Source organism: Inquilinus limosus DSM 16000, from assembly GCF_000423185.1.
GTDB lineage: Bacteria > Pseudomonadota > Alphaproteobacteria > DSM-16000 > Inquilinaceae > Inquilinus > Inquilinus limosus.
Window position 1 is genome coordinate 73,882 of sequence record NZ_AUHM01000033.1, and the last position, 20,902, is coordinate 94,783.

The window sequence follows — 20,902 nt, forward strand, 5'->3', positions numbered from 1 at the left end:
ATCCCCATGCGCTCCTCGCATCTCGTCGCCCTGGCCGGCACCGCGCTCGCGCTGGTGCTCGCCGCGGCCCGGGCCCAGGACCTGCCGACGCCGGAAGCGGGGCCGACGATGGGGCTCGGCTCGCTGCCCGGCGACAACGCGAGCGGCACCGCCGGCCCGCGGGTCGCCGACACCGCGGCGCTGCGCATCGAGATCACGATCGCGTCGGCCTGCAGCGTCGACCGGGAACCGGTTCCGGCCTTCCCCGGCGGGGCGGCCGACGGCACCGCCGGCGTCGCCATCGACTGCACCAACGGCCTGCCCTACCTCCTGGCCCTCGACACTGCCGGCGACGCATCCATCCCCTATCGGCTGTCCAGCGATCCCGGCCGCCGCGGCGTCCGGACCGACCGGCCGGGCGTCGACACCGTCCCCGGCCGCGGCACCGGCGTCCCCGTGACGATCCCGCTCTATGCCCCTGCCGTTCCGCCCGCACGAGGGCAGCACGTTCTCTCGCCCATCCGCCTCACCGTCGCCTATTGACGCCCGCCGGGAAGCCCGTCCGATGACAGCGCCGTTCCGCCTGCTCCTCCTCCCCCCGCTCGCCGCGCTTGCCCTGCTGCTGGTGCCGGCCGACGCCCGGGCCCAGACCTGCCGGGTCACCGGGATCAGCAATTTCGGAACGACCACGGTGGACATCGTTCCGAACGCGTCGGCATCGGCGACCGGCGAGGTCAGCTACAACTGCTCGTCCCGGACGCGTTTCACCGATGTCCGGCTGTGCGCCTATATCCGTGCCACCGGCAGCCAGGTCGGCCCGACCGACTACGCCTTCTACCAGACCCGCGACACCGACTCCCGCCTCGCCTGGGAGATGCGGGAACAGTTCAACCGCCGCTACGCCCGGGACGGCGGCGGTAGCGCGTCGACCGGCGGCATCAAGCTGTATGTCGTCGGCGGCGGGACCACCACGAACATCAGCGGCACCAACACGCTGACCCTGACCTATCTCGACCGGCAGCAGCAGGACCGCGTCCGGCCCGGCACCTACACGGACACCTACCAGCTCGTCACCAAGTACCTGTTCAACGCCGGCAATGCGAGCTGCGAGGCCGGCCTCGCCAACCCGACGGGCACGATCACCACCAGCTTCACCGTCACCTCGATCGTCCCGAAGAACTGCCAGTTCGAGAACTTCCAGGACATCGATTTCGGATCCTGGGGGTCGGTGACGGCGGCGCGGGCGAGCTCGACCGGGGTGCGGGCCTTCGGCAATGTCGGCATCCGCTGCACCTACCAGACGCCCTACAGCATCACCATCAACGACGGCCAGAACGTCAGCGGCGGCACCCGGCGGATGCGCAACGGCACCGACTATCTCGCCTATGCGCTGTTCCAGCCGGGCTGCAACACCGCCTGGACCACGGCCTCGCCGCTGGCCGGCACCGGCACCATCGTCAGCGCGATCAACAACCACCAGGTCTGCGCCCAGCTCGCCACGCCGCTGGCCGTAGCGCCCGCCGCCGGCACCTACACCGACCTGGTCGTCGTCACCGCGACCTTCTGACCGCAACAGGCAGCGGAGGCCCCATGGGCGACCATCAGGACGGCACCGTCGGCGCAGCCACGAAGGACAGGCTGAAGTTCGCGGTCCTCTACCGCACCCGGCCGCCCGACCTCGACCTCATTCGCAACGAGATCCGCGCCTTCGGCGATCTGTTCGAGCTGCCGATCGCCGGCGAGTCCATGCCGCAGGTCCGCTCGCTCAAGCCCGACCTCGCCCTGGTCTATTTCAGCTCTCTGCCCAGGCCGGTGGACGTCGCCTTCGCCCGCCGCGTCCTCGGTGCGCTGCGCGGTGGTTCGCGCAAGCTGATCGTCGTCGGCGACCGCGATCTGCTCGGCGCCAGCGACCTCGCCTTCGACCTCATCGGCCACAGCGTCTACGACCACAGCCTCGGCGACGCGGCCATCCGCACGCTGATCCGGCGCCACGCCGCCTTCCTGGCCGGCTTCCGGCGGAAGATCGGCCGGATCGATTCCACCCTCGATCGCATGGCCGACCTCAGCCAGGACATCGTGGCCCAGCATGCCGAGATGCTGAGCCTGCACCACAAGGACCCGGCCGACGCCTTCACCGCCTGCCACGGACCCGCTGCGATGACCGACAACCCCGTCGCCCTGGTCGACGCCTCGCTCGACATCATCAAGGCGCTCACCGGCGCGCTGGGCGACGAATTCGTCAGCGTCGAATACGTCCAGATCCTGATGTACCTGCACGGCAGCCGGCTGGCCGGGCGGCGCGGCGTGTCGGTCAGCGAGCTGTGCGGCCTGATCGACGCGCCCTATTCCACCACCGTCCGCCGGATCGACGAGCTGGCCAAGAAGAGCTATCTGCGCAAGAGCGTCGACCCGACCGACAAGCGCCGGATCCATGTCGAGATCGCCGGCCCGTCCGCCGCCATCGTCGAACGCTTCCTCGACAGGTTCAGGGCCTCGATCGGCGGCCTGCTGACCCGGCCCGGCGGCCATTCGGGCTGAGCGCCGCCCGGGCGCCGGCAGGACCGGCAGATTTTCCCATCGGAGCATAAATGCTCATCAGGGCACTCCAGCGGCCGCACAGAATTCGGCCGTCATCGGCAAATCCAGATCGCCTCGACATCGAAGATCTTCACATGATCCGGACCGCACGGCGAAGCCATCCGGTCCGAGGCGGCATCGCCGAGCACCCGGACCGGCCGCCGAGATCACGTAATCTTCTTCTTGCCATTGCGGCAAACCGGATTCCATCATGACTGGTCACTCCGGTTCGGATGGCCGGCCAACCGCGACTGCGGCCACGGATCGCTGCCTACCCGGTGACCGACTGACGCGTCGCGCACTCTCGCACGGCGCCACCTTTCTTCGGAGGCGAGCGATGCCGATCGGCACCGTGAAATGGTTCAACAGCACCAAGGGCTTCGGCTTCATCCAGCCGGACGGCGGCGGGCCGGACGTGTTCGTCCACATCTCCGCCGTCGAGCGCGCCGGTCTGCGGGGCCTGACCGAGGGCCAGAAGATCTCCTATGAGGAGCAGATGGACCCGCGGCGCAACAAGTCCTCGGCCGAGAACCTGAAGCCGGTCTAGCGCCGGCTCAGCCTCCCGCCGGATCGGGCGGCTTTCCGCCCAGGGCGCGGGTCAGCTCACGCGCGGTGTCGCGCAGGAGCGGGCCCAGCGCCGCCGCCCGCTCCGCCGTCAGGCGCGTGGCGAGGCCGGAGACCGAGATCGCGCACAGCGCCTCGCCCTGCGCGTCGTGAACCACGGCGGCGACGCAGCGCAGCCCGGTGACGAACTCCTCGTCGTCGACCGCATAGCCGCGCCGGCGGATCAAGGTGAGCTCCGCCGCCAGGTCGGCGGCGCGGCTCAGCGACCGCGGCGTCAGCCGCGGCAGGCCGTGGCGGGCGACCACCGCCGCCACATCGGCCTCGGAATAGGTCGACAGGATCGCCTTGCCCATGCCGGAGGACGCCATCGGCGCCCGGCCGCCGACCCGGGTGATGGCGCGCATGATCTCGCGGCTCTCCACCTGGGTCAGGCACACCACCTCGCCGTCATCGGCGACGCCGAGATTGGCGGTCTCGCGCGTCTGGTCGCGCAGCCGGCGCAGAAACGGCAGGGCCGGGGCGACGAAGTTGCGCTGGCGCACGAAGGCTGCGCCGACGGCGAAGGCCTGCCGGCCCATGTGCCACATCCCGTCCGACGGATCGAACTGCACGAAGCGCCGCTGCTCCAGCGTCGTCAGCAGGCGGTGCGCGGTCGAGGGCGACAGGCCGGTGCGGGCGGCGAGGTCGGTCAGCCGCGTGCCCTCCTCGTCCTCGCCCAGCGCCTCGAGCAGCGAGAGCGCCCGCTCCACCGACTGCACGCTGCCCGATCTGGGGGCGCCGCCCGATTTGGCCGGCGCCGATCGCCTCTCTCTCATGAACCCATCCGACCTGAGGCCGCGCGGCGGGACGGCGTCCCGCCGATGGCTGTAGACTGTTCATAGCATCGGCCCGGCGGTTTCCACATCGCGGGAAACTTCCTGCGGCGCGCTGGACCGGCCGCGGCGGTTGCACTAGCCGGATGACATGGCCCTTCAACCACGGCGCTGAACATGACGTCCTACGCACCCCGGCACACCTTGAAGGTGGCCTCCTCCCTGGCGGATCTGGTCGAGCGCGAGATCGCCCCCGGCACCGGCGTCGACCCCGACGCCTTCTGGCGGCATTTCGCCGAGATCGTGAAGGATCTCGGCCCCACCAACCGGGCGCTGCTGGCGGAGCGGGACCGGCTGCAGCAGCAGATCGACGCCTGGCACGGGGAGCGGCGGGGGCAGGCCTTCGACCCGGCCGAATACCGCGCCTTCCTGACCTCGATCGGCTATCTGCGCGAGGAAGGGCCGGACGTCACCATCGACACCGCGAATGTCGACCCGGAGATCGCGACGATCGCCGGGCCGCAGCTGGTGGTGCCGGTGATGAACGGGCGCTTCGCCCTGAACGCGGCCAATGCCCGCTGGGGCAGCCTGTACGACGCGCTGTACGGCACCGACGCGATCCCGCAGACCGGCGAGCTGGCGCCCGGCGCCGGCTACAACCGCAAGCGCGGCCAGGCGGTGATCGCCGAGGCGGCACGGGTCCTGGACACCGCGATCCCGCTGGCCGCCGGGAGCCACGGCCAGGTCGCCGAATACCGGCTGACGATCGCCGGCCGGACGGCGGCGCTGGAGATCGTGCTCGCCGACGGCACCGCCACCGCCTTGGCGCGGCCGGAGCAGTTCGTCGGCCATGCCGGCGAGGACGGCAGGCGCACCCTGCTGTTCCGCAACCACGGGCTGCATGTCGAGCTGCAGATCGACCGGTCGCACCCGATCGGCGCCGGCAACCCGTCGGGGGTGAAGGACGTGGTGCTGGAGGCCGCGGTCACCACCATCCAGGACTGCGAGGATTCAGTCGCGGCGGTCGACGCCGAGGACAAGGTCGCGGTCTACCGCAACTGGCTGGGGCTGATGAAGGGCGACCTGGCCGAGACCTTCGTCAAGGGCGGCCAGACCATGACCCGCCGGCTGGCGCCCGACCGGCGATACACGTCGCTCGACGGCGGCACCATCACCCTGCCCGGCCGCAGCCTGATGCTGGTGCGCAATGTCGGCCATCTGATGACCACCGACGCCGTGCTGGACAAGGACGGCAACGAGGTGCCGGAAGGCTTCCTCGACGCCATGGTCACCTCGCTCTGCGCCATCCACGACCTGAAGAAGGCCGAGGGGCCGCGCAACAGCCGCGCCGGCAGCGTCTACATCGTCAAGCCGAAGATGCACGGGCCGGATGAGGCGGCGCTGACCGACACGCTGTTCGGCCGGGTCGAGGACGCGCTGGGCCTGCCGCGCCACACCCTGAAGGTCGGGGTGATGGACGAGGAGCGGCGGACCACCGTCAACCTGAAGGAATGCATCCGCGCGGTGCGGCACCGCCTGGTCTTCATCAACACCGGTTTCCTCGACCGCACCGGCGACGAGATCCACACCAGCATGCTGGCCGGGCCGGTGCTGCCGAAGGGCGACATCAAGGACGCCGTCTGGCTGTCCGCCTATGAGGACAACAATGTCGACCAGGGCCTCTCGGCCGGGCTGAAGGGCCGGGCGCAGATCGGCAAGGGCATGTGGGCCAAGCCCGACGCCATGGCCGAGATGCTGCAGGCCAAGATCGGCCATCCCCGCGCCGGGGCCAACACCGCCTGGGTGCCGTCGCCGACCGCGGCGGTGCTGCACGCGACGCACTACCACGCGGTCGACGTCGCGGCGCGGCAGGAGGAGCTGCGCTTGCGGCCGAAGGCGAAGCTGGACGCGATCCTGACCCCGCCGCTGCTGGGCGGCCGCAACCTGTCGGCGGAGGAGATCCAGCGCGAGCTGGACAACAACGCCCAGGGCATCCTGGGCTATGTCGTGCGCTGGATCGACCAGGGCATCGGCTGCTCCAAGGTGCCGGACATCCACAATGTCGGGCTGATGGAGGACCGCGCCACGCTGCGCATCTCGTCCCAGCACATCGCCAACTGGCTGAAGCACGGGCTGTGCACGGAACAGCAGGTGCGGGAGACGATGCGGCGCATGGCGGCGGTGGTCGACCGCCAGAACGCCAGCGACCCGGCCTACCGGCCGATGGCGCCGGATTTCGACCGCAGCGTCGCCTTCCAGGCGGCGCTCGACCTGGTGCTGCTGGGCGTCGACCAGCCCAACGGCTACACCGAGCCGATCCTGCACCGCCGCCGCCGCGAGGCCAAGGCGGCCGCGGCGTAGGCAGGCGGCCGCGCGCAGACCCCTCCCCCTCTCGCAGGGGGAGGGGAGAATCCGGGCCTCGAAGGTCTCAGAGCACGGATCCAGTATCTCTGTGGCACGCGGTTGAAAATAAACAGAAGAAAATCTCGCAGCAGTTGCGGAGATAAACAAGCCGGAGCCCAGAGATCTCCAGCCGATATCAGGCATGACGAGCCCGTTCTTCAGCCGCGCCCCTTCTGGCCGGCCAAGATCGTCCTTTCAGGTGACGTCCGAATTGATGGTGCCGAGCGAGGCGGACAGCGGTTGCCGGCCTGCCGGAGATGGTTATCGTAGACGCACTCGCTCGGACCCGGTGAAATTCCGGGTGGCTCTTCCGGCCGCCGATCCGCCGGACAACGCTAGCGATATCGACACAGTGGCGACGGTCAAACCGATACCTCTCTTCACAAAGAGCGCGTCGAGAAGAGAGCTATTCGCGCGGGCCCTGCCCGCCTGACAGAGGTCTTCCCTCGCTGAGTCGGCAGCGTCGCCGCTGTTCTCGATGGAATCGTCGAGGACGGCAAATGCACCAGAGATCCTGATGCCTGGAGGCCGATATCCGCTCCCCGGATATCGGGCCGACCGCACTCCCCCAAACGCTCCAGTCCTCTCGTCGCGCCGATTGATCGCGGCTGTCCGGCCGTCGGCGGGGGACTCCGTCCTTTTCTGATCCTCGGAGGAGAGATGCCGGATCGCCTGGACGTCCCATGCATCGTCTGCGGCTCGTCGGATCTGATGGATCTGGTCGAGCTCGCCAATGTCCCCATCGTCGGCAACCAGTTGCACCGCAGCAGCGATGAGGCCCGGCAGGTCGCCCTGGCCGACATCAGGCTCGTCGGCTGCCGCTGCTGCGGCCATGTGTTCAATGCCGCCTTCGACCCCGCGCTGGTCGTCTACGATGCGCGCTACGAGAACTCGCTGATGGGCTCGCCGCGCTACCGCCGGTTCTCGGAGGACCTCATCGATCGGCTCCTCTCGGCCTACGACCTGGAAGGCGGCACCGCGGTCGAGATCGGATGCGGCCGCGGCGAGTTCCTGCGCGTGCTGTGCGAGCGGGGACTCCGGGAGGGAATCGGGTTCGATCCCAGCCGCTCCGGCAAGCAGGATTCAGCCGGGGACGCGGCGATCACCATCATCGGCGACGTCTTCACGCCGTCCCTGGCGCCGCACGCCGACATCGTCTGCTCCCGTCATGTGCTGGAGCACCTGCCCCGCCCGGTGGATCTGCTCCGCGCCATCCGCGACGCCTATGCGTCACGCCCCGCCCGGGTGGTGTTCATCGAGGTGCCGAACGGCGGCTTCATGCTCGACGAGCTCGGAGTCTGGGATCCCCTCTACGAGCACGCCTCCTACTTCACCCTCTCGTCCTTCTCGCGGGCGCTGCGGCTGGCGGGCCTTGGTTCCCGTTCGGTCGACACCGCGTTCGGGAACCAGTTCCTGGTGGCGGAGGCGACGTTCCCCGCGTCCGAGGAGGATCAGCCGGCTCCGCCATCGCCCGACACGCACAGCTTCAGCGGTTTCGGCGACCGGTTCACGGCGACGGTGGAGGCCTGGCGGAACTGGCTGGACCTCGCCCGATGGGAGGGCCGGCGTCTGGCGCTCTGGGGCGGCGGGGCCAAAGGGGTCACCTTCCTGAACGTCCTCGACCGGTCCGGCGAGAGGGCCATCGACCAGGTGGTCGACATCAACCCGCTCAAGGCAGGTGCCTTCACCGCCGGCACCGGGCACCCGATCGTGCCGCCTGCGGCGCTGCGGGACCGACCGCCCGACATGGTCCTGGTGATGAACCCCGAATACGAGGCGGAAATCCGGCAGACGCTCGACGGGCTCGGGCTGGATGTCGAGCTGACCGTCGTCTCCGGCAGGCTGCCGCCCGTGGCTGCGGATGCGCGGCGGCGGACCTCGCTCAGGCGTTCGCGCTAATTCATAAAACCATTTGACGAATTCGCGGCCCGGGATCACGCTTCCGGTCGGGAGGCGCTGCCATGGCTGCGCGGCTGAAGGGCACGAACCAGGATCTCGGACGGCCGTACAACCGGCGCATCGTGCTGGAGGCGGTGCGCCTGCACGGGCCGATCTCGCGCGCCGAGATCGCCCGGCTGGTGGCGCTGAGCCCGCAGACCATCAGCAACATCATCCGCGAATTCGAGGAGATGGGCCTGCTGACCGCCCGGCGCGAGACGCCGAAGCGGCCGGGCCAGCCGGCGATCGAGCTGGCGATCGACCCGGATGGCGGCTTCGCCGTCGGGCTGCAGCTGATGCGCGACCGCCTGCGCGGCCTGCTGCTGGACCTGACCGGCGCCGTGCGCGGCCGGGCGCAGGCGGCCCTGCCCGCCGCGACGCCGGAGACGGCGCTGCCGGCGATGGACGCGATGGTGCGGCGCCTGCGCGAGGCGGCGCCCGGCCGGGTGCTGGGCGTCGGCCTGGCCATGCCCGGCCCCTTCGACGTCGAGGCGATGAGCTTCGTCGGCCCCACCACCCTGGCCGGCTGGGCGGGCGTGCCGCCGGCGGAGCGGCTGCGGGACCTGACCGGCCTGCCCGCCTTCGTCGGCGGCGACGCCCCGGCCGCGGCGCTGAGCGAGGCGATGTTCGGGCTGGGCCGCAGCCTGCGCGATTTCTTCTACATCCATTTCGGCTTCGGCCTGGGCGGTGGGCTGGTGATCGACGGCCATGTGCATCAGGGCGCCTGGGGCAATGCCGGCGAGTTCGGCCATATGCCGGTCGTGCCCGGCGGCCGGGGCTGCAGCTGCGGCAACGAGGGCTGCCTCGAGACCTATGTCTCGGTGCATGCGTTGCGGACCGCTCTGGCCGAGGCCGGGGTGGCGCTGGACCTTGCCGACCCGGACGCCGCCGGCCACCCGGCCGTCGCCGCCTGGATCGAGGCGGCGGTGCCGCCGCTGCGCCGCGCCATCTGCAGCATCGAGAACCTGCTGGACCCCGCCTGCGTCGTGCTGGGCGGCGAGATGCCGGAGTCGATCCTGCGCCGCCTGGCCGGACGGCTGGAGCCGCTGCTTCCTTCGGTCAGCCGGCGCAGCGACCGCAGCCATCCGCGCCTGGCGCTGTCCGCCATCGGCGCCGACAACGCGCTGGTCGGGGCGGCCGTCCTGGCCATTTCCGGCCTTCTCTCGCCGCGCTCCGGCCTGCTGTTCGCCGAGCCGGAGCCGGCCCCGGCGCCGCCGGCACGAGACGCCACCGCCATCGCCACGGAGGGACGGGCATGACCGACACCGCCCAAACCAGGATTGGAGGCCGGGAGCTGCTGCGGCTGGAGCACATCCAGATGCGCTTCGGCGCGGTCACGGCGCTGGCCGATGCCAGCTTCACGGTCCGCGCCGGCGAGGTTCTGGCGCTTCTGGGCGACAACGGCGCCGGCAAGTCGACGCTGATCAAGATCATCTCCGGCGGACTGCAGCAGACCGCGGGCCGGGTGATCTTCGAGGGCGAGGAATGCCGTTTCGCCAGCCCGGCCGACGCCAAGGCGCGCGGCATCGAGACGGTCTACCAGGACCTGTCGCTGTGCATGAATGTCGACGTCGTCGCCAATTTCTTCATGGGCCGCGAGCTGACCCGCAGGATCCTCGGCGTGCCGGTGCTGCGTGAGCGCGAGATGCAGGCGGTGACCGAACGCGCCCTGAGCGCGGCCGGCACCCGCATCCCGTCGGTCCGGATCAATGTCGAGCATCTGTCCGGCGGCCAGCGCCAGGCGATCGAGCTGAGCCGCTTCGTCCACTGGGGCGGAAAGATGGTGATGCTGGACGAGCCCTTCGCGGCGCTGGGCGTCGAGCAGACGCGGCGCGGCCTGGAGATGATCGCGCGGGTGCGCGACCAGGGCGTGGCCGTGATCCTGATCACCCACAACATGACGCACGCCTTCCAGGTGGCGGACCGGATCGTGGTGCTGCGCCACGGCCGGGTGTCCGGCGACGTGGCGACGGCCCAGACCAGCCCCGAGGAGGTGGTGCGGATGATCACCGGCGACGTGACGCAGCGCGTCGCCTGAAGAAACCCGGAACAGAGGAGGCAGCATCATGCGGATGGCAAGACGGACCCTGGGGGCGGCCGCGATCGCGCTGGCCGCCCTGGCGCCCCTGGGCGCAACCGGCGCCTTCGCCCAGGACAAGGGCAGGATCTACTACCTGGTGCCGACGCTGCTGGACGAGTTCCAGACCGAGTCGGTGAATGTGATCACCGACAGCTTCAGGCAGGTCGGCTACGAGACCGTGTCGCTGGACGCGCAGAACCGGACCGACCTGCAGCTGAACCAGTTCGACGACGTGATCCGGCTGAAGCCGAAGGCGATCGTGCTGGCCGCGGTCGATTTCGATTCGGTCGTGCCCGGCATCCAGAAGGCGCGCGACGCGGGCATCCCGGTGCTGGTGTTCGACCGACAGATCACCTCGACCCCGGTCGACTTCACCTCGGTCGCCGGCACGGTGCAGATCGGCGAGATCGCGGCCGAGCAGATCCAGGGCCTGCTGCAGGCCCGGCACGGATCGGTGAAGGGCAAGGTGCTGCAGATCCTGGGCGACCCGGGCGACAGCTACACGCTGGACATCCAGAAGGGCTTCGAGGCGAAGATGAAGGCCTTCCCGGACGTCAGGATCATCACCCAGGCGGCGCTGCAGTGGGAGGCGACGAACGCCGGCAACATCGCCTCGGACCAGCTGCTGACCAACCCGGACATCGACCTGATCTTCGTCCATGCCGCGCATCTGGCGGTGCCGGTGGCCGGAATCCTGGAGGCCAAGGGCAAGAAGCCGGGCGATGTGATGCTGGTCAGCTCCAACGGCGCGCCGGTCGGCCTCGACCTGATCCGCAAGGGCTGGGAGCAGGTGGAGGTGGAGCAGCCGCTCTACGCCCAGGCCGTGGCGCTGGCGATGTTCATCGACAAGATCGTGGCCAAGGAGAAGCTGGCGCCCGGGACCTACGACGTCCTGGGGCTGAAGGCCGAGCTGACCGAGGAGAAGTGGGGCCCGAACCTGAAGATCCCGGGCGCCGCGATCACCAAGGCCAATGTCGACGACCCGCGCTTCTGGGGCAACCTGAAGCCGCCCAGCACGCCGGTGCAGCCGGTGAAATGACACGAGCGAGAGCCTTCATACGCCCATCCCCCGCCGTCATTGCGAGGAGGCGAAGCCGACGAAGCAATCCAGGGGCCGGTGCCGCTGGATTGCTCCCCCCGGCTCACGGCCGGGGTCGCAATGACGGCATAGGGAGTTGCCGCCGCCCTTGCCCTGAGGACCGATGATGGACCGCACCGTGGCGCCGCCCGCTTCCCCGACCGCCGGCCGGCGCGGCCGCACCTGGATCGAGCCGGCGCTCGACCACATCGTCTGGCTGATCCTGCTGGTCGTGCTGGCGGTGTTCTCGCTGACCATCCCGGACTTCTTCCAGACCGGCATCTTCCTCAACATCCTGGAACAGTCGACCTTCGTCGGCATCCTCGCGGTCGGGCTGTCGCTGGTGATCATCGCCGGGCAGATGGACCTGTCGATCGAATCGGTGCTGGCGCTTTCGGCCATGGTGACGGCGCTGTTCTTTGGCACCAGCGGCGCCGGGCTGGCCTGGACGATGGACCCGCCCTGGCTGGCGCTGCCGGTGACGCTGATCGGCGCCGTGCTGCTGGGCTGCGTCGTCGGGCTGGTCAACGCCACGCTCGTGGTCCGGTTCAGGATCAACGCCTTCATCGTCACCCTCGCCGCCTATATCGCGCTGCGCGGGACGGTGGTGGCATCCTCCAGCGGCCGCTCGGTCTACGGCCTGCCGGCGGAGCTGCGCGCCGTCGCCATCGGCACCTTCCTCGACATCCCGGTCCTGGCCTGGATCCTGATCGCGGTGTTCCTGGTCTTCGGCTTCATCCTGACCAGGACGCCGTTCGGCCGGCACCTCTACATGATCGGCGGCAACCCGCAGGCGCCGTTCCGGGCCGGGATCAAGGTCGACCGGCTGGTGACCATCGCCTTCATGCTGTCCGGCGCCCTCGCCGCCTTCGCCGGCTGGCTCCTGGCAGCCCGCACCGCCGGCGCCACCGCCAATCTCGGCATCGGCATGCTGTTCGAGACCTTCGCCGCGGTGGTGATCGGCGGCGTCAGCCTGAAGGGCGGCGCCGGCCGCCTGTCCGGCGTCTTCGCCGGGGTGCTGCTGCTGAGCGCGATCCGCACCGCGATCAACGTCATGGGCATGCCGCCGCACTACACCCAGGTGATCCAGGGCACGCTGGTGCTGGCGGCGGTGCTGCTGGACACGCTGAAGACCTCGATCCGGAAGCGGTATCTGTAGCCTTCAGGCCCCCGCCCCCTCCAGCGCCGCCAGGAAGCGGCGGCGCCAGTGGCCGATGTCGTTGGTGCGCAGCACCCGCATCATCGCGGCATGGCGCTCGCGCCGCTCCTCCGGCGGCATGGTCAGGGCCCGCTCCAGCGCCTCGGCCACGCCTTCGACGTCGAACGGGTTGACGATCAGCGCCGCCTCCAGCTCCTCCGCCGCCCCGGCGAATTCCGACAGCACCAGCACGCCCGGATCCTCCGGGTCCTGGGCCGCGACATATTCCTTGGCGACCAGGTTCATGCCGTCGCGCATCGGCGTCACGAGGCCGACCTTGGCCGAGCGGTAGAAGCCCAGCAGCGTCTTGCGCGGCACGCTCTTGTTCAGGTAGCGCAGCGGCACCCAGTCGATATCGGCGAACTCGCCGTTGATCGACCCGGCCAGGCTCTCCAGCTCGTGCCGGATCTCCTGGTACTCGGCGACGTCGCTGCGGGTCGGCGGCGCGATCTGCATGAAGCTGACGCGGCCGCGCCGGTCGGGCCAGCGCTCGAGCAGCGTGCGGAACGCCTCGAAGCGGCGGGGCAGGCCCTTGGAGTAGTCGAGCCGGTCGACACCGATGATCAGGTCGCGCCCGACCAGGCTGTCGCGCAGCCGGTGCGCCGACCGCATGTTCCACGCGGCCGGGGCGTCGGCCGCGATCTCCTCGGTCTCGATCGAGATCGGGAAGGCCTCGACCACGATCCGGCGGCCGTCGATCTCGACCCGCCCGTCCGTGGTCTCGCGCCAGTGGCGGTGCCAGGCCGCGAGCAGCGCGTCGCGGTCGCGCGCGGTGTGCAGCCCGACCACGTCGTAGGCGGCGAGATCCTGCAGCAGCGCCCGGTGCGTCGGCAGGGTGCGCAGCACCTCCGGCGTCGGGAAGGGGGTGTGCAGGAAGAAGCCGATCGGCGCCGTCACGCCGCGGTCGCGCAGCGCCCGGCCGAGCGGGATGAGCTGGTAGTCGTGCACCCAGATCCGGTCGCCCGGGCGCAGCAGCGGCAGCAGCGCGTCGGCGAACAGGCCGTTGACCCGGCGGTAGCCGTCCTCCGCCGCGCGGCTGTAATGGACCAGCTGGCTGCGGTAGTGGAACACCGGCCACAGCGTCGAATTGGCGTGGCCGTTGTAGTAGAGGTCGAAGTCGTCCTGGGTCAGGTCGAGCATGGCGTAGGTGAGAGGGCCGGTGCGCTTCAGCTTCGGATGCGCCGACGCCTCGGCCACCAGCCGGCCGCTCCAGCCCAGCCAGATGCCGCCGGTCTCCCTGAGGGCCGCGAGCACCGCGACGGCGAGCCCGCCCTGCGGCGCCTTACCCTCCTCCACCGGGGCGATGCGGTTCGAGACCACGATCAGGCGGCCCATGCGGCTTCCCTTTGTCAGCGGGCGGCGGCCAGCTGCGCGATCCAGGCGCGCACGGCCGCGGGATCAGGCAAACGCCGGTTCGCCCGGGTCGGTTCCCGGTCGCCGACCAGGACCGCGATCCCGCCATGGCGCAGCGCCGCGGCGAAGGCGTCCTCGTCGGTGACGTCGTCGCCCATCGCCACGGGCCGGCGCCCGGCAAAGGGCGGCAGCGCCAGGAAGCGGTCGACCGCCGCGCCCTTGTCGACGCCGTCGGGCTTCAGCTCGACCACCATCTTGCCGGCCAGCGCGTGCCAGCCCGGAACATCCGCCAGCAGGCCGCGGGCGAAGGCGACCACGTCGGCGCCGAGATGCGGCGCCTGGCGGTAGTGGATCGCCACCGCGGCGCCCTTGGGCTCGACCCGGAGGCCGGGGCGGCCGGAGGCGAAATCGGCCAGGGACGCGGTCAGCCGGTCGAGCACGGCGCGGTCGACCGGCACGCGCTCGACCGCCGCCGCCGGCGCGGGCCGCCATTCGAGGCCGTGCTGGCCGGCGGCGGCCAGGCGCAGCGGCGCGAACAGCCGGTCGAGATCGGCGATGGCGCGGCCGGAGACGAGGGCCAGGGCGCCGCCGAGCCGGGCGGAGAGGCGGTCGAGATCGGCAACCAGACCGGGCGGCACCACCACGTCCTCCGGCCGCTCCGCCAAGTCGATCAGACAGCCATCGACGTCGAGGAACAGGGCCATGCCGGAAATACTGTCGGCGAAGCCAGTCGAGTCGATGGTCTGCGGTGCCATGCGCCCTGAAATCTCCCTCGTCAATTTTCCGTAAAGATTGCCGCCTCGGATCGAATCCGGACACGACGACAGACATACCGGCCACCGGATCTGGCCGGCAGGCCGGGGCATCTGCTGTCCTTTTTAGAGACGACGGTCCGCTATTTCAAGGGAAGGGGAGACGCTTGTTGGGACAATCAAGCGAATGCACAGCGTCCTATGTTCTTGTCATGCCCGGGCTTGACCCGGGCATCCAGGAAACCTCGATGCCGCTCTGGGTGGCCCCTGGATCGCCGGGTCAAGCCCGGCGATGACAGAAATGGCATGGATTGGCGCCTGCCATCCGATTGCCCCGGTCTCAATCGACATAGCCGATGCGGGCCCGGACGAAATCGCCCTTGATCGACACCAGCGGCCGGTCGCCGGCGCTGGCGGGCAGGGTGCTGTCGACCACCGAGACCTTGGCGTCAACCTGATAGCTGACCGGGGTGCCGCGGCGGAAGCCGAGATCGAGGTCGGCGGCGTCGGCCTGGATGCGGATCGACCGGCCGGGATCGGGGCCGGTGCTGCGGACCGTGGCCTGCAGCGCCCGGGCCGACAGGTCGAGGGTCGAGGCCTGGCCGGTCAGGGTCAGCTCGGCCGCCTGGGCCCGGACCGCGACGGCGCCGAAGCGGCCGTCCAGCGTGGCCGAGACCGCGGCCGGCCGCAGGGCGATGTCGGCGCCGGGCCGGAGATTGACCGACAGGGTAGGCCGGCACTCGCGCGGCCAGACCGACGACTGCTCGCGGACATCGACCGTCAGGACGCGGCCCTCGACCCGCAGGGTCGCGGCGCAGCCCTCCGACTGCTCCAGCACCGCCGTCAGCGGCCGGCCGGCGTCGGTGGTGGCGGCGACCGCGAGGCCGCCGCCGGTCACCGCCACCGCGTCGACCTGGCTCAGGTCGACCGGCTCGATCGCGGAGGGATCGGCGGCGCCGAACCCCGCCAGGAAGGCCAAAGTCTTGAACGCTCCCATGACAATCCCTCCTCCACTCGGCCGGCCCTGCCGGCGCGGTTATGTCAGCGGTAGAGCGGCGTCCGGTTGGCGACGGCCATCCAGCCGCGGACGACGCGATAGACGGTCCACAGCCACAGCAGGCCCAGGAGCGGCCAGCCGATCAGCACCCAGGTCAGGGCGCCGAAGAGGAGGCCGAGCAGCAGGAACGCCCAGAAGGTGCGGATCGCCCAGGTGAGATGGTCCCAGGCGACCGTGCCGCGGGCGTCGCCGCGCCCCAGATAGGCGATGACCACGCCGATCAGCATCGGCAGGGCGGTGAACAGCGACACGGCGTAGATCGCATAGACCACATGGCCGACCGTGCTCAGCCCGTCGCGCGAGCGGCGCGGCGACATGATCTCGATATCCGGTCGGTAGGAAGCGGCCATTGCTGGCTCCTTTCGTCGGGTTGGATTCGGAAACTCAACGACCTTCGAGATCGCGGAAGTCCCGGTTCAGCTTGAACTCGCTGGAGGTGACGTAGCGCTCCATCCCCACCAGGCGCTGCTCCAGCTCGCGGAAGTTGTGGCGGATGGCGGAGAAGGTGTCGGCCGGCTGGACCGAGACCGACCGCCAGAACGCCTCCTCGTCCGGGCTGCGGTACAAGAGCCTCGGCCGGCGCTTCAGGAACACCGCCGCCGCCAGATAGGCGATCAGGATGTGCGGGAAGAAGATCAGGCCCAGCACCACGGTGCCGAAGCGGACCTTGCCGGGCGAGACCCCGAAATAGGCGGCGATGCCGGCGCAGACGCCGAGGAACACCCCGTTGTCCGGATCGCGGTAGAGGCGATGCGGGTTCGGGGATTCGGTGAAGCGGTCGGTCACGGCATCGGCCTCCGCCACTGCGGCGCCTCGGCGTCGAGGATCTTCTCGAGTGTCTGGATCCTCAGCTCCATCCGCTTGGCGCTCTCCCACAGGTCGACCAGCATGCGCTCGTCCTCGCGCGACAGCGTCCGGGTCGATCGCCAGCGGGTGACGTAGTGCAGCACCAGCCAGATCGGCGCCACGATCACCAGGAAGACGATGACCGGGACGAAGAAGAAGGCGTGAAACATGGTTGTCCTTGCGTCTGCGGCCCGGCGGAAGACGCCGGGCCGGTTTGACGAAAGCGATCAGCCGCCGGTGCGGCCGAGGCGGGCCTTGATCGCCTGCAGCTCCTTCTCGACGCCGCCCTCGGCCTCGAGCTCGGCGAACTCGTCCTGCAGCGTCTTGCGCCGGCCGAGATCGAAGGATTCGACCTGGCCCTCCAGCGTGTCGATCTTGCGCTCGATCTGCTCGTAGCGGGCCAGCGCCTCGTCGATCCGGCCGTCATGCAGCTGGGTGCGGATGCGGATCTGGTCGCGCGCCGCGTCGTGCCGGATGGCGAAGGACTTCTGCTTGTTCTTCGCCTCGGTCAGCTTGGCCTCGAGCCGGCCGAGATCCTCGTTGGTCTTGGCCAGCGCGGCTTCGATCGTCTCCAGCTCGCGGCGCAGCAGGTCGGCCGCGGTCGCGGCCTGGGCCTTGGCGACCAGCGCGCCCTTGGCCAGGTCCTCGCGGCCCTTCTCGACCGCCAGCTCGGCCTTGCGCTGCCATTCGGCCTGCGCGGCCTCGAGCTGGTCGACCTTGCGCAGGATCTCCTTCTTCTCCGCGATCGAGCGGGCGGCGGCGGCGCGCACCTCGACCAGCGTGTCCTCCATCTCCTGCACGATCAGCCGGACGATCTTCTCGGGATCCTCGGCGCGGTCGAGCATGGAATTGATGTTGGAGTTGATGATGTCGCCAAGGCGGGAAAAGATACCCATCACACGGTCCTCTTTCGATCCTACAGGAACAGGGAAGCGATCAGCACGCCGGCGCCGAAGAACACCCAGTTCTCGGTCGGCCGGCTGGCGATCCAGGCCATCAGGCGCTCGCCCGTGCGGCGCCAGTCGGCGGCTCCGGCGCTGCGGCCAGTGCGGGTTCGAGTGCCGGTCGGGTCGAAGCCGTAGCTCATTGGTCCTCCTCAAGCCCGATGCGTTCGGGTCATCCCCTGGGTTGCAAAGCCCGTGCCAAAGTCGAATCGGGCCGGTTTGCGCCGCTTCGTTCGGATCGCCCCTTGATCCTTCGGCAGGAATTTCCAATTCTTCGGAAGATTTCGCCGAAAGGGGCTCATGGTCGACGGTCTGCCGCATCTGCTGGGCGAGGCGCCCGCCTTCGTCGACCTGCTGGACCGGGTCTCCGCCGCGGCCGCGCTGGACCGGCCGGTGCTGGTGATCGGCGAGCGCGGCACGGGCAAGGAGCTGATCGCGGCACGGCTGCACTTCCTGTCGCCGCGCTGGGACCGGCCTTTCGTCAAGCTGGACTGCGCCGCGCTGTCGCCCGAGCTGCTGGAAAGCGAGCTGTTCGGCCACGAGGCCGGCGCCTTCACCGGGGCGGTCCGCCGCCATGTCGGCCGGTTCGAGCGTGCCGACGGCGGCACCCTGTTCCTGGACGAGCTGGCGAATGCCAGCCTGCGGGTGCAGGAGAAGCTGCTGCGCGCCATCGAATACGGCGAGATCGAGCGGGTCGGCGGCACCCAGACGATGACGGTCGACGTCCGCGTCGTCGCCGCCACCAATGTCGACCTGCCGGGCGAGGTCGCGGCCGGACGGTTCCGCGGCGACCTGCTGGACCGGCTGGCCTTCGACGTGCTGACCGTGCCGCCGCTGCGCGCCCGGCCGGAGGACATCCCGCTGCTGGCCGCGCATTTCGCGCAAGCGATGGCCCATGTCCTCGACCGGCCGGGCTTCCCCGGCTTCGCGCCGGCCGCGATGGCGGCGCTGCACGCGCATCCCTGGCCCGGCAACATCCGCGAGCTGAAGAACGCGGTCGAGCGCGCGGTCTACCGCACCCCACCGGACCGGCCGGTGACGGAGATCGTGCTGGACCCCTTCGCCTCGCCCTGGCGGCCGAAAGGGCAGCAGACCGGGGCCGGGGCCGAGGCCCCCGCCGCCGCCCCGCCGCTGCCCTACGACTTCCGGGCCGAGATCGCGGCGGTGGAGAAGCGGTGGCTCGAGGCGGCGCTGGCGGCCCATCACGGGCATCAGGGCCGCACCGCCACGGCGCTCGGCCTCGGCTATGATCAGCTCCGTCATCTGCTGCGCAAGCACGGCCTGTCGGCGCGATCGGGAGGAGAGGACGCATGAAGACCGTGCTGATCACCGGCTGCAGCTCCGGCTTCGGCTTCGCCGCCGCGAAGCGCTTCGCCGCCGCCGGCTGGTCGGTGCTGGCGACCTTGCGCGGCCCGGCGGACCGGCCCGAGGCCGCGGCGCTGGCGGCGATCCCCGGCGTGACCGTGCTGCCGCTCGACGTCACCGATCCGACGCAGCGGGCGGCGGCGGTGGCCGCGGTCGGGGGCGGCCTGGACTGCCTGATCAACAATGCCGGCTACGGCCTGTACGGCCCGGTCGAGACGCTGGACGACGGCCAGATCCGGCGCCAGATCGCGACCAATCTGGAGGCCCCGATCCTCTTGACCCGCGACCTGCTGCCGGCGCTGCGCGCGCGGCGCGGCCGGGTGATCAACATCTCCTCGGTCCTGGGCTTCATCGGCACGCCCTTCATGGCGATCTACTGCGCCAGCAAGCACGGCCTGTCCGGCTTCAGCGAGGCGCTGCGGCTCGAGCTGGCGCCGCACGGCGTGCAGGTCTGCGCGGTCGAGCCCGGGCGCCACGACACCGGCTTCAATGCCCGGCTGGACCATCCGGCCCCGGCGGCGGACTCGCCCTATCGCGGCAAATACGACCGGGCCGTGGCCCGGCGGGCAGCGCTGGGAGGGGTGGCGCCGGAGCGGGCGGCCGCGATCAGCGGCCGGGCGGCGGCGCGGCTGCTGCGCCTGGCCGAGGCCCGGCGCATGCCGGCGCGGCTGCGCCTGGGCGCTGATTCCAAGGCGGTGTTCTGGGTGAAGCGGCTGCTGCCGGCGGCGCTGTTCGACCGGCTGATGATCTTCGCCACGGGGCGCGGGGTGAACTGAGGGCGGCGGGAGGTCCTCCTGGCCCTCGAAAGCGGACGATCCCGATGATCCGTCCGCGCCAAACACGCCCAGCGGTCCAAGATACCCTACGACGCACCGTCGCCAGACGTGATTCTTCTATAGAAGATCAAATTCTGCTATAGAAGACGCCCCGCCGGGATGGCCACGTTGGATCCGGCCTCGGCACAGCCGTCATCATGGAGTGAACTGTGCCGCTTCTGAGGGCTTTGGCGCCATGACACATCGCAACGTTCCGGGAGCGGCCGGTACGGTCGCTTCGCAGAAAGATGCCTCCGCCGGTGAGCGGCGTCTGAAAAGGACGGCTTCCGGCACAAACTTCGCGCGCTACGAATTCGGCGATCTCACCGTGGTCGCTCTCCGCGACGGCTATGTGGACATGCCGCCCAGCCGACTGCGTCAAGCGGGAGACCGTCCTTTTGGATCGGACATGCCGGCCCAGGTGAAACTGGTCGGCGGGCACCTCCGTCTATCGGTCAACGCCTTTCTGGTGATCGATCATGACCAGCACGTGCTGATCGATACGGGAGCGGCGAATGCGTGGCTGCCGACGATGGGCTCGCTGCTCGACGCGCTGGCCGAGGCGGGTGTGGCGCGCGAGAGCATCGGGACCGTCGCCGTCACGCACACCCATGCAGATCACGTCCACGGCCTGGTGGCCGCCGACGGCTCGGACGCGTTTCCCAACCTCCGGCGGCTGCTTGTTCCGCAAGAGGAAGTGTCGATGTTCGATGGGTACGAGCGGCTCTCCCGGTTTCGCCGGACGCGTTTGCCGTTCGGGGACGGCTTCAAGCTGAGCGACAGCATCACCGCCGTTCAGGCGCATGGCCATGAAGCCGGACACACCGCATTCGAGGTGTCGGGCGGAGGCGAGACTCTGCTGATCTGGGGGGATCTCATCCATGTGCCCTCGATCCAGTTCGAAAGGCCGGAGCTGACTTGGGAGTTCGATGCCGATCAGGTTCGAGCGCGTTCAACTCGACGGAGGTTGCTGGAGCGCACGGCGCGGCGCGGTGTGTTCGTCGCCGGTGCGCACCTCGATTTCCCGGGCGTCGGGTCTGTCGAGCGCGCCGGGCGGGCCTATCGGTTCCTGCCGCTCTGATCCCGTCGGCGCCTTGGCTCCGGCCGCCCGAGTGACATGCGCCCGCCCCGTATCTAGGAT

Annotated in this window: 22 protein-coding genes and 1 other annotated feature; of the genes, 13 read left to right on the forward strand and 9 right to left on the reverse strand. The window is 70.1% G+C overall.

Annotated features, from left to right (window positions below; all coding sequences use genetic code 11):
- The first annotated feature begins 6 nt into the window (after positions 1–6).
- The 4 genes from G537_RS0124200 to G537_RS0124215 all read left to right on the forward strand — a co-directional run bounded on the left by G537_RS0124200 (position 7) and on the right by G537_RS0124215 (position 3,103).
- A complete protein-coding gene (locus G537_RS0124200) occupies positions 7–522 on the forward strand; it encodes a Csu type fimbrial protein (protein WP_026872306.1) in 516 nt (171 codons plus the stop codon).
- Between the two features lie 22 nt (positions 523–544).
- The gene (locus G537_RS39645) at positions 545–1,546 is read left to right on the forward strand and encodes a Csu type fimbrial protein (protein ID WP_051249041.1); all 1,002 of its coding nucleotides are present in this window, start codon (positions 545–547) and stop codon (positions 1,544–1,546) included.
- A 23-nt stretch (positions 1,547–1,569) separates the two neighbouring features.
- Positions 1,570–2,517: a helix-turn-helix domain-containing protein gene (locus G537_RS0124210; RefSeq protein ID WP_026872307.1), complete on the forward strand. Its 948-nt coding sequence runs from the start codon at positions 1,570–1,572 to the stop codon at positions 2,515–2,517.
- Positions 2,518–2,893: 376 nt separating this feature from the next.
- Positions 2,894–3,103 (forward strand): cold-shock protein, encoded by a 210-nt coding sequence (locus G537_RS0124215; protein ID WP_026872308.1) that lies wholly within the window; start codon positions 2,894–2,896, stop codon positions 3,101–3,103.
- A 7-nt stretch (positions 3,104–3,110) separates the two neighbouring features.
- Here G537_RS0124215 and G537_RS0124220 read toward each other — a convergent pair whose 3' ends face one another.
- Positions 3,111–3,935 (reverse strand): IclR family transcriptional regulator, encoded by an 825-nt coding sequence (locus G537_RS0124220; protein ID WP_026872309.1) that lies wholly within the window; start codon positions 3,933–3,935, stop codon positions 3,111–3,113.
- 174 nt (positions 3,936–4,109) lie between these two features.
- On the opposite strand from G537_RS0124220, the gene G537_RS0124225 reads away from it, so the two are divergent.
- The 6 genes from G537_RS0124225 (at position 4,110) to G537_RS0124250 (ending at position 12,590) form a co-directional block, all read left to right on the forward strand.
- Complete coding sequence (locus G537_RS0124225; RefSeq protein ID WP_026872310.1) at positions 4,110–6,293, forward strand: malate synthase G; 2,184 nt, start codon at positions 4,110–4,112, stop codon at positions 6,291–6,293.
- 321 nt (positions 6,294–6,614) lie between these two features.
- Positions 6,615–6,670: a sequence feature (sul1 is cis-regulatory element that is thought to sense ions involved in sulfur or methionine metabolism; They are found in Alphaproteobacteria), on the forward strand.
- A gap of 325 nt (positions 6,671–6,995) precedes the next feature.
- On the forward strand, positions 6,996–8,234 hold the full coding sequence (locus G537_RS39650) for a class I SAM-dependent methyltransferase (protein WP_051249042.1): 1,239 nt from the start codon (positions 6,996–6,998) through the stop codon (positions 8,232–8,234).
- 62 nt (positions 8,235–8,296) lie between these two features.
- Positions 8,297–9,532: an ROK family transcriptional regulator gene (locus G537_RS39655; protein WP_064742203.1), complete on the forward strand. Its 1,236-nt coding sequence runs from the start codon at positions 8,297–8,299 to the stop codon at positions 9,530–9,532.
- Complete coding sequence (locus G537_RS0124240; protein ID WP_034852829.1) at positions 9,529–10,311, forward strand: ATP-binding cassette domain-containing protein; 783 nt, start codon at positions 9,529–9,531, stop codon at positions 10,309–10,311. The genes G537_RS39655 and G537_RS0124240 overlap by 4 nt, the downstream gene beginning before the upstream one ends.
- Before the next feature lie 34 nt (positions 10,312–10,345).
- On the forward strand, positions 10,346–11,392 hold the full coding sequence (locus G537_RS0124245) for a sugar ABC transporter substrate-binding protein (RefSeq protein WP_026872312.1): 1,047 nt from the start codon (positions 10,346–10,348) through the stop codon (positions 11,390–11,392).
- A 163-nt stretch (positions 11,393–11,555) separates the two neighbouring features.
- On the forward strand, positions 11,556–12,590 hold the full coding sequence (locus G537_RS0124250; RefSeq protein WP_211230493.1) for an ABC transporter permease: 1,035 nt from the start codon (positions 11,556–11,558) through the stop codon (positions 12,588–12,590).
- Positions 12,591–12,593: 3 nt separating this feature from the next.
- Here the strand turns inward: G537_RS0124250 and otsA are convergent, their stop codons facing one another.
- The 8 genes from otsA to G537_RS43860 all read right to left on the reverse strand — a co-directional run bounded on the left by otsA (position 12,594) and on the right by G537_RS43860 (position 17,724).
- Entirely contained in the window at positions 12,594–13,964 is a 1,371-nt protein-coding gene (otsA, locus tag G537_RS39660) for an alpha,alpha-trehalose-phosphate synthase (UDP-forming) (protein WP_034852833.1), read from the reverse strand.
- A 14-nt stretch (positions 13,965–13,978) separates the two neighbouring features.
- Positions 13,979–14,737: a trehalose-phosphatase gene (gene otsB, locus G537_RS0124260; RefSeq protein ID WP_051249044.1), complete on the reverse strand. Its 759-nt coding sequence runs from the start codon at positions 14,735–14,737 to the stop codon at positions 13,979–13,981.
- Positions 14,738–15,074: 337 nt separating this feature from the next.
- Positions 15,075–15,731, reverse strand: a complete 657-nt coding sequence (locus G537_RS0124265) for a hypothetical protein (RefSeq protein ID WP_026872315.1) — start codon at positions 15,729–15,731, stop codon at positions 15,075–15,077.
- A 44-nt stretch (positions 15,732–15,775) separates the two neighbouring features.
- Positions 15,776–16,141, reverse strand: a complete 366-nt coding sequence (locus G537_RS0124270) for a DUF4870 family protein (protein ID WP_034852836.1) — start codon at positions 16,139–16,141, stop codon at positions 15,776–15,778.
- A 34-nt stretch (positions 16,142–16,175) separates the two neighbouring features.
- The gene (gene pspC, locus G537_RS0124275) at positions 16,176–16,577 is read right to left on the reverse strand and encodes an envelope stress response membrane protein PspC (protein WP_034852874.1); all 402 of its coding nucleotides are present in this window, start codon (positions 16,575–16,577) and stop codon (positions 16,176–16,178) included.
- Positions 16,574–16,807: an envelope stress response membrane protein PspB gene (gene pspB / locus G537_RS0124280; RefSeq protein WP_026872318.1), complete on the reverse strand. Its 234-nt coding sequence runs from the start codon at positions 16,805–16,807 to the stop codon at positions 16,574–16,576. The genes pspC and pspB overlap by 4 nt, the downstream gene beginning before the upstream one ends.
- Positions 16,808–16,864: 57 nt before the next feature.
- Positions 16,865–17,533, reverse strand: coding sequence for a phage shock protein PspA (gene pspA, locus G537_RS0124285; protein ID WP_026872319.1), 669 nt, complete (start codon positions 17,531–17,533; stop codon positions 16,865–16,867).
- Positions 17,534–17,553: 20 nt separating this feature from the next.
- Positions 17,554–17,724 carry a hypothetical protein gene (locus G537_RS43860; RefSeq protein ID WP_155888747.1) on the reverse strand — a complete coding sequence of 57 codons (171 nt, stop codon included), beginning with the start codon at positions 17,722–17,724 and terminating at the stop codon, positions 17,554–17,556.
- A 157-nt stretch (positions 17,725–17,881) separates the two neighbouring features.
- On the opposite strand from G537_RS43860, the gene pspF reads away from it, so the two are divergent.
- The 3 genes from pspF (at position 17,882) to G537_RS0124305 (ending at position 20,842) form a co-directional block, all read left to right on the forward strand.
- Positions 17,882–18,895 (forward strand): phage shock protein operon transcriptional activator, encoded by a 1,014-nt coding sequence (gene pspF / locus G537_RS0124295; protein ID WP_026872320.1) that lies wholly within the window; start codon positions 17,882–17,884, stop codon positions 18,893–18,895.
- Complete coding sequence (locus tag G537_RS0124300; RefSeq protein WP_026872321.1) at positions 18,892–19,722, forward strand: SDR family NAD(P)-dependent oxidoreductase; 831 nt, start codon at positions 18,892–18,894, stop codon at positions 19,720–19,722. The genes pspF and G537_RS0124300 overlap by 4 nt, the downstream gene beginning before the upstream one ends.
- A 235-nt stretch (positions 19,723–19,957) precedes the next feature.
- Positions 19,958–20,842: an MBL fold metallo-hydrolase gene (locus tag G537_RS0124305; RefSeq protein ID WP_155888748.1), complete on the forward strand. Its 885-nt coding sequence runs from the start codon at positions 19,958–19,960 to the stop codon at positions 20,840–20,842.
- Positions 20,843–20,902: the final 60 nt, after the last annotated feature.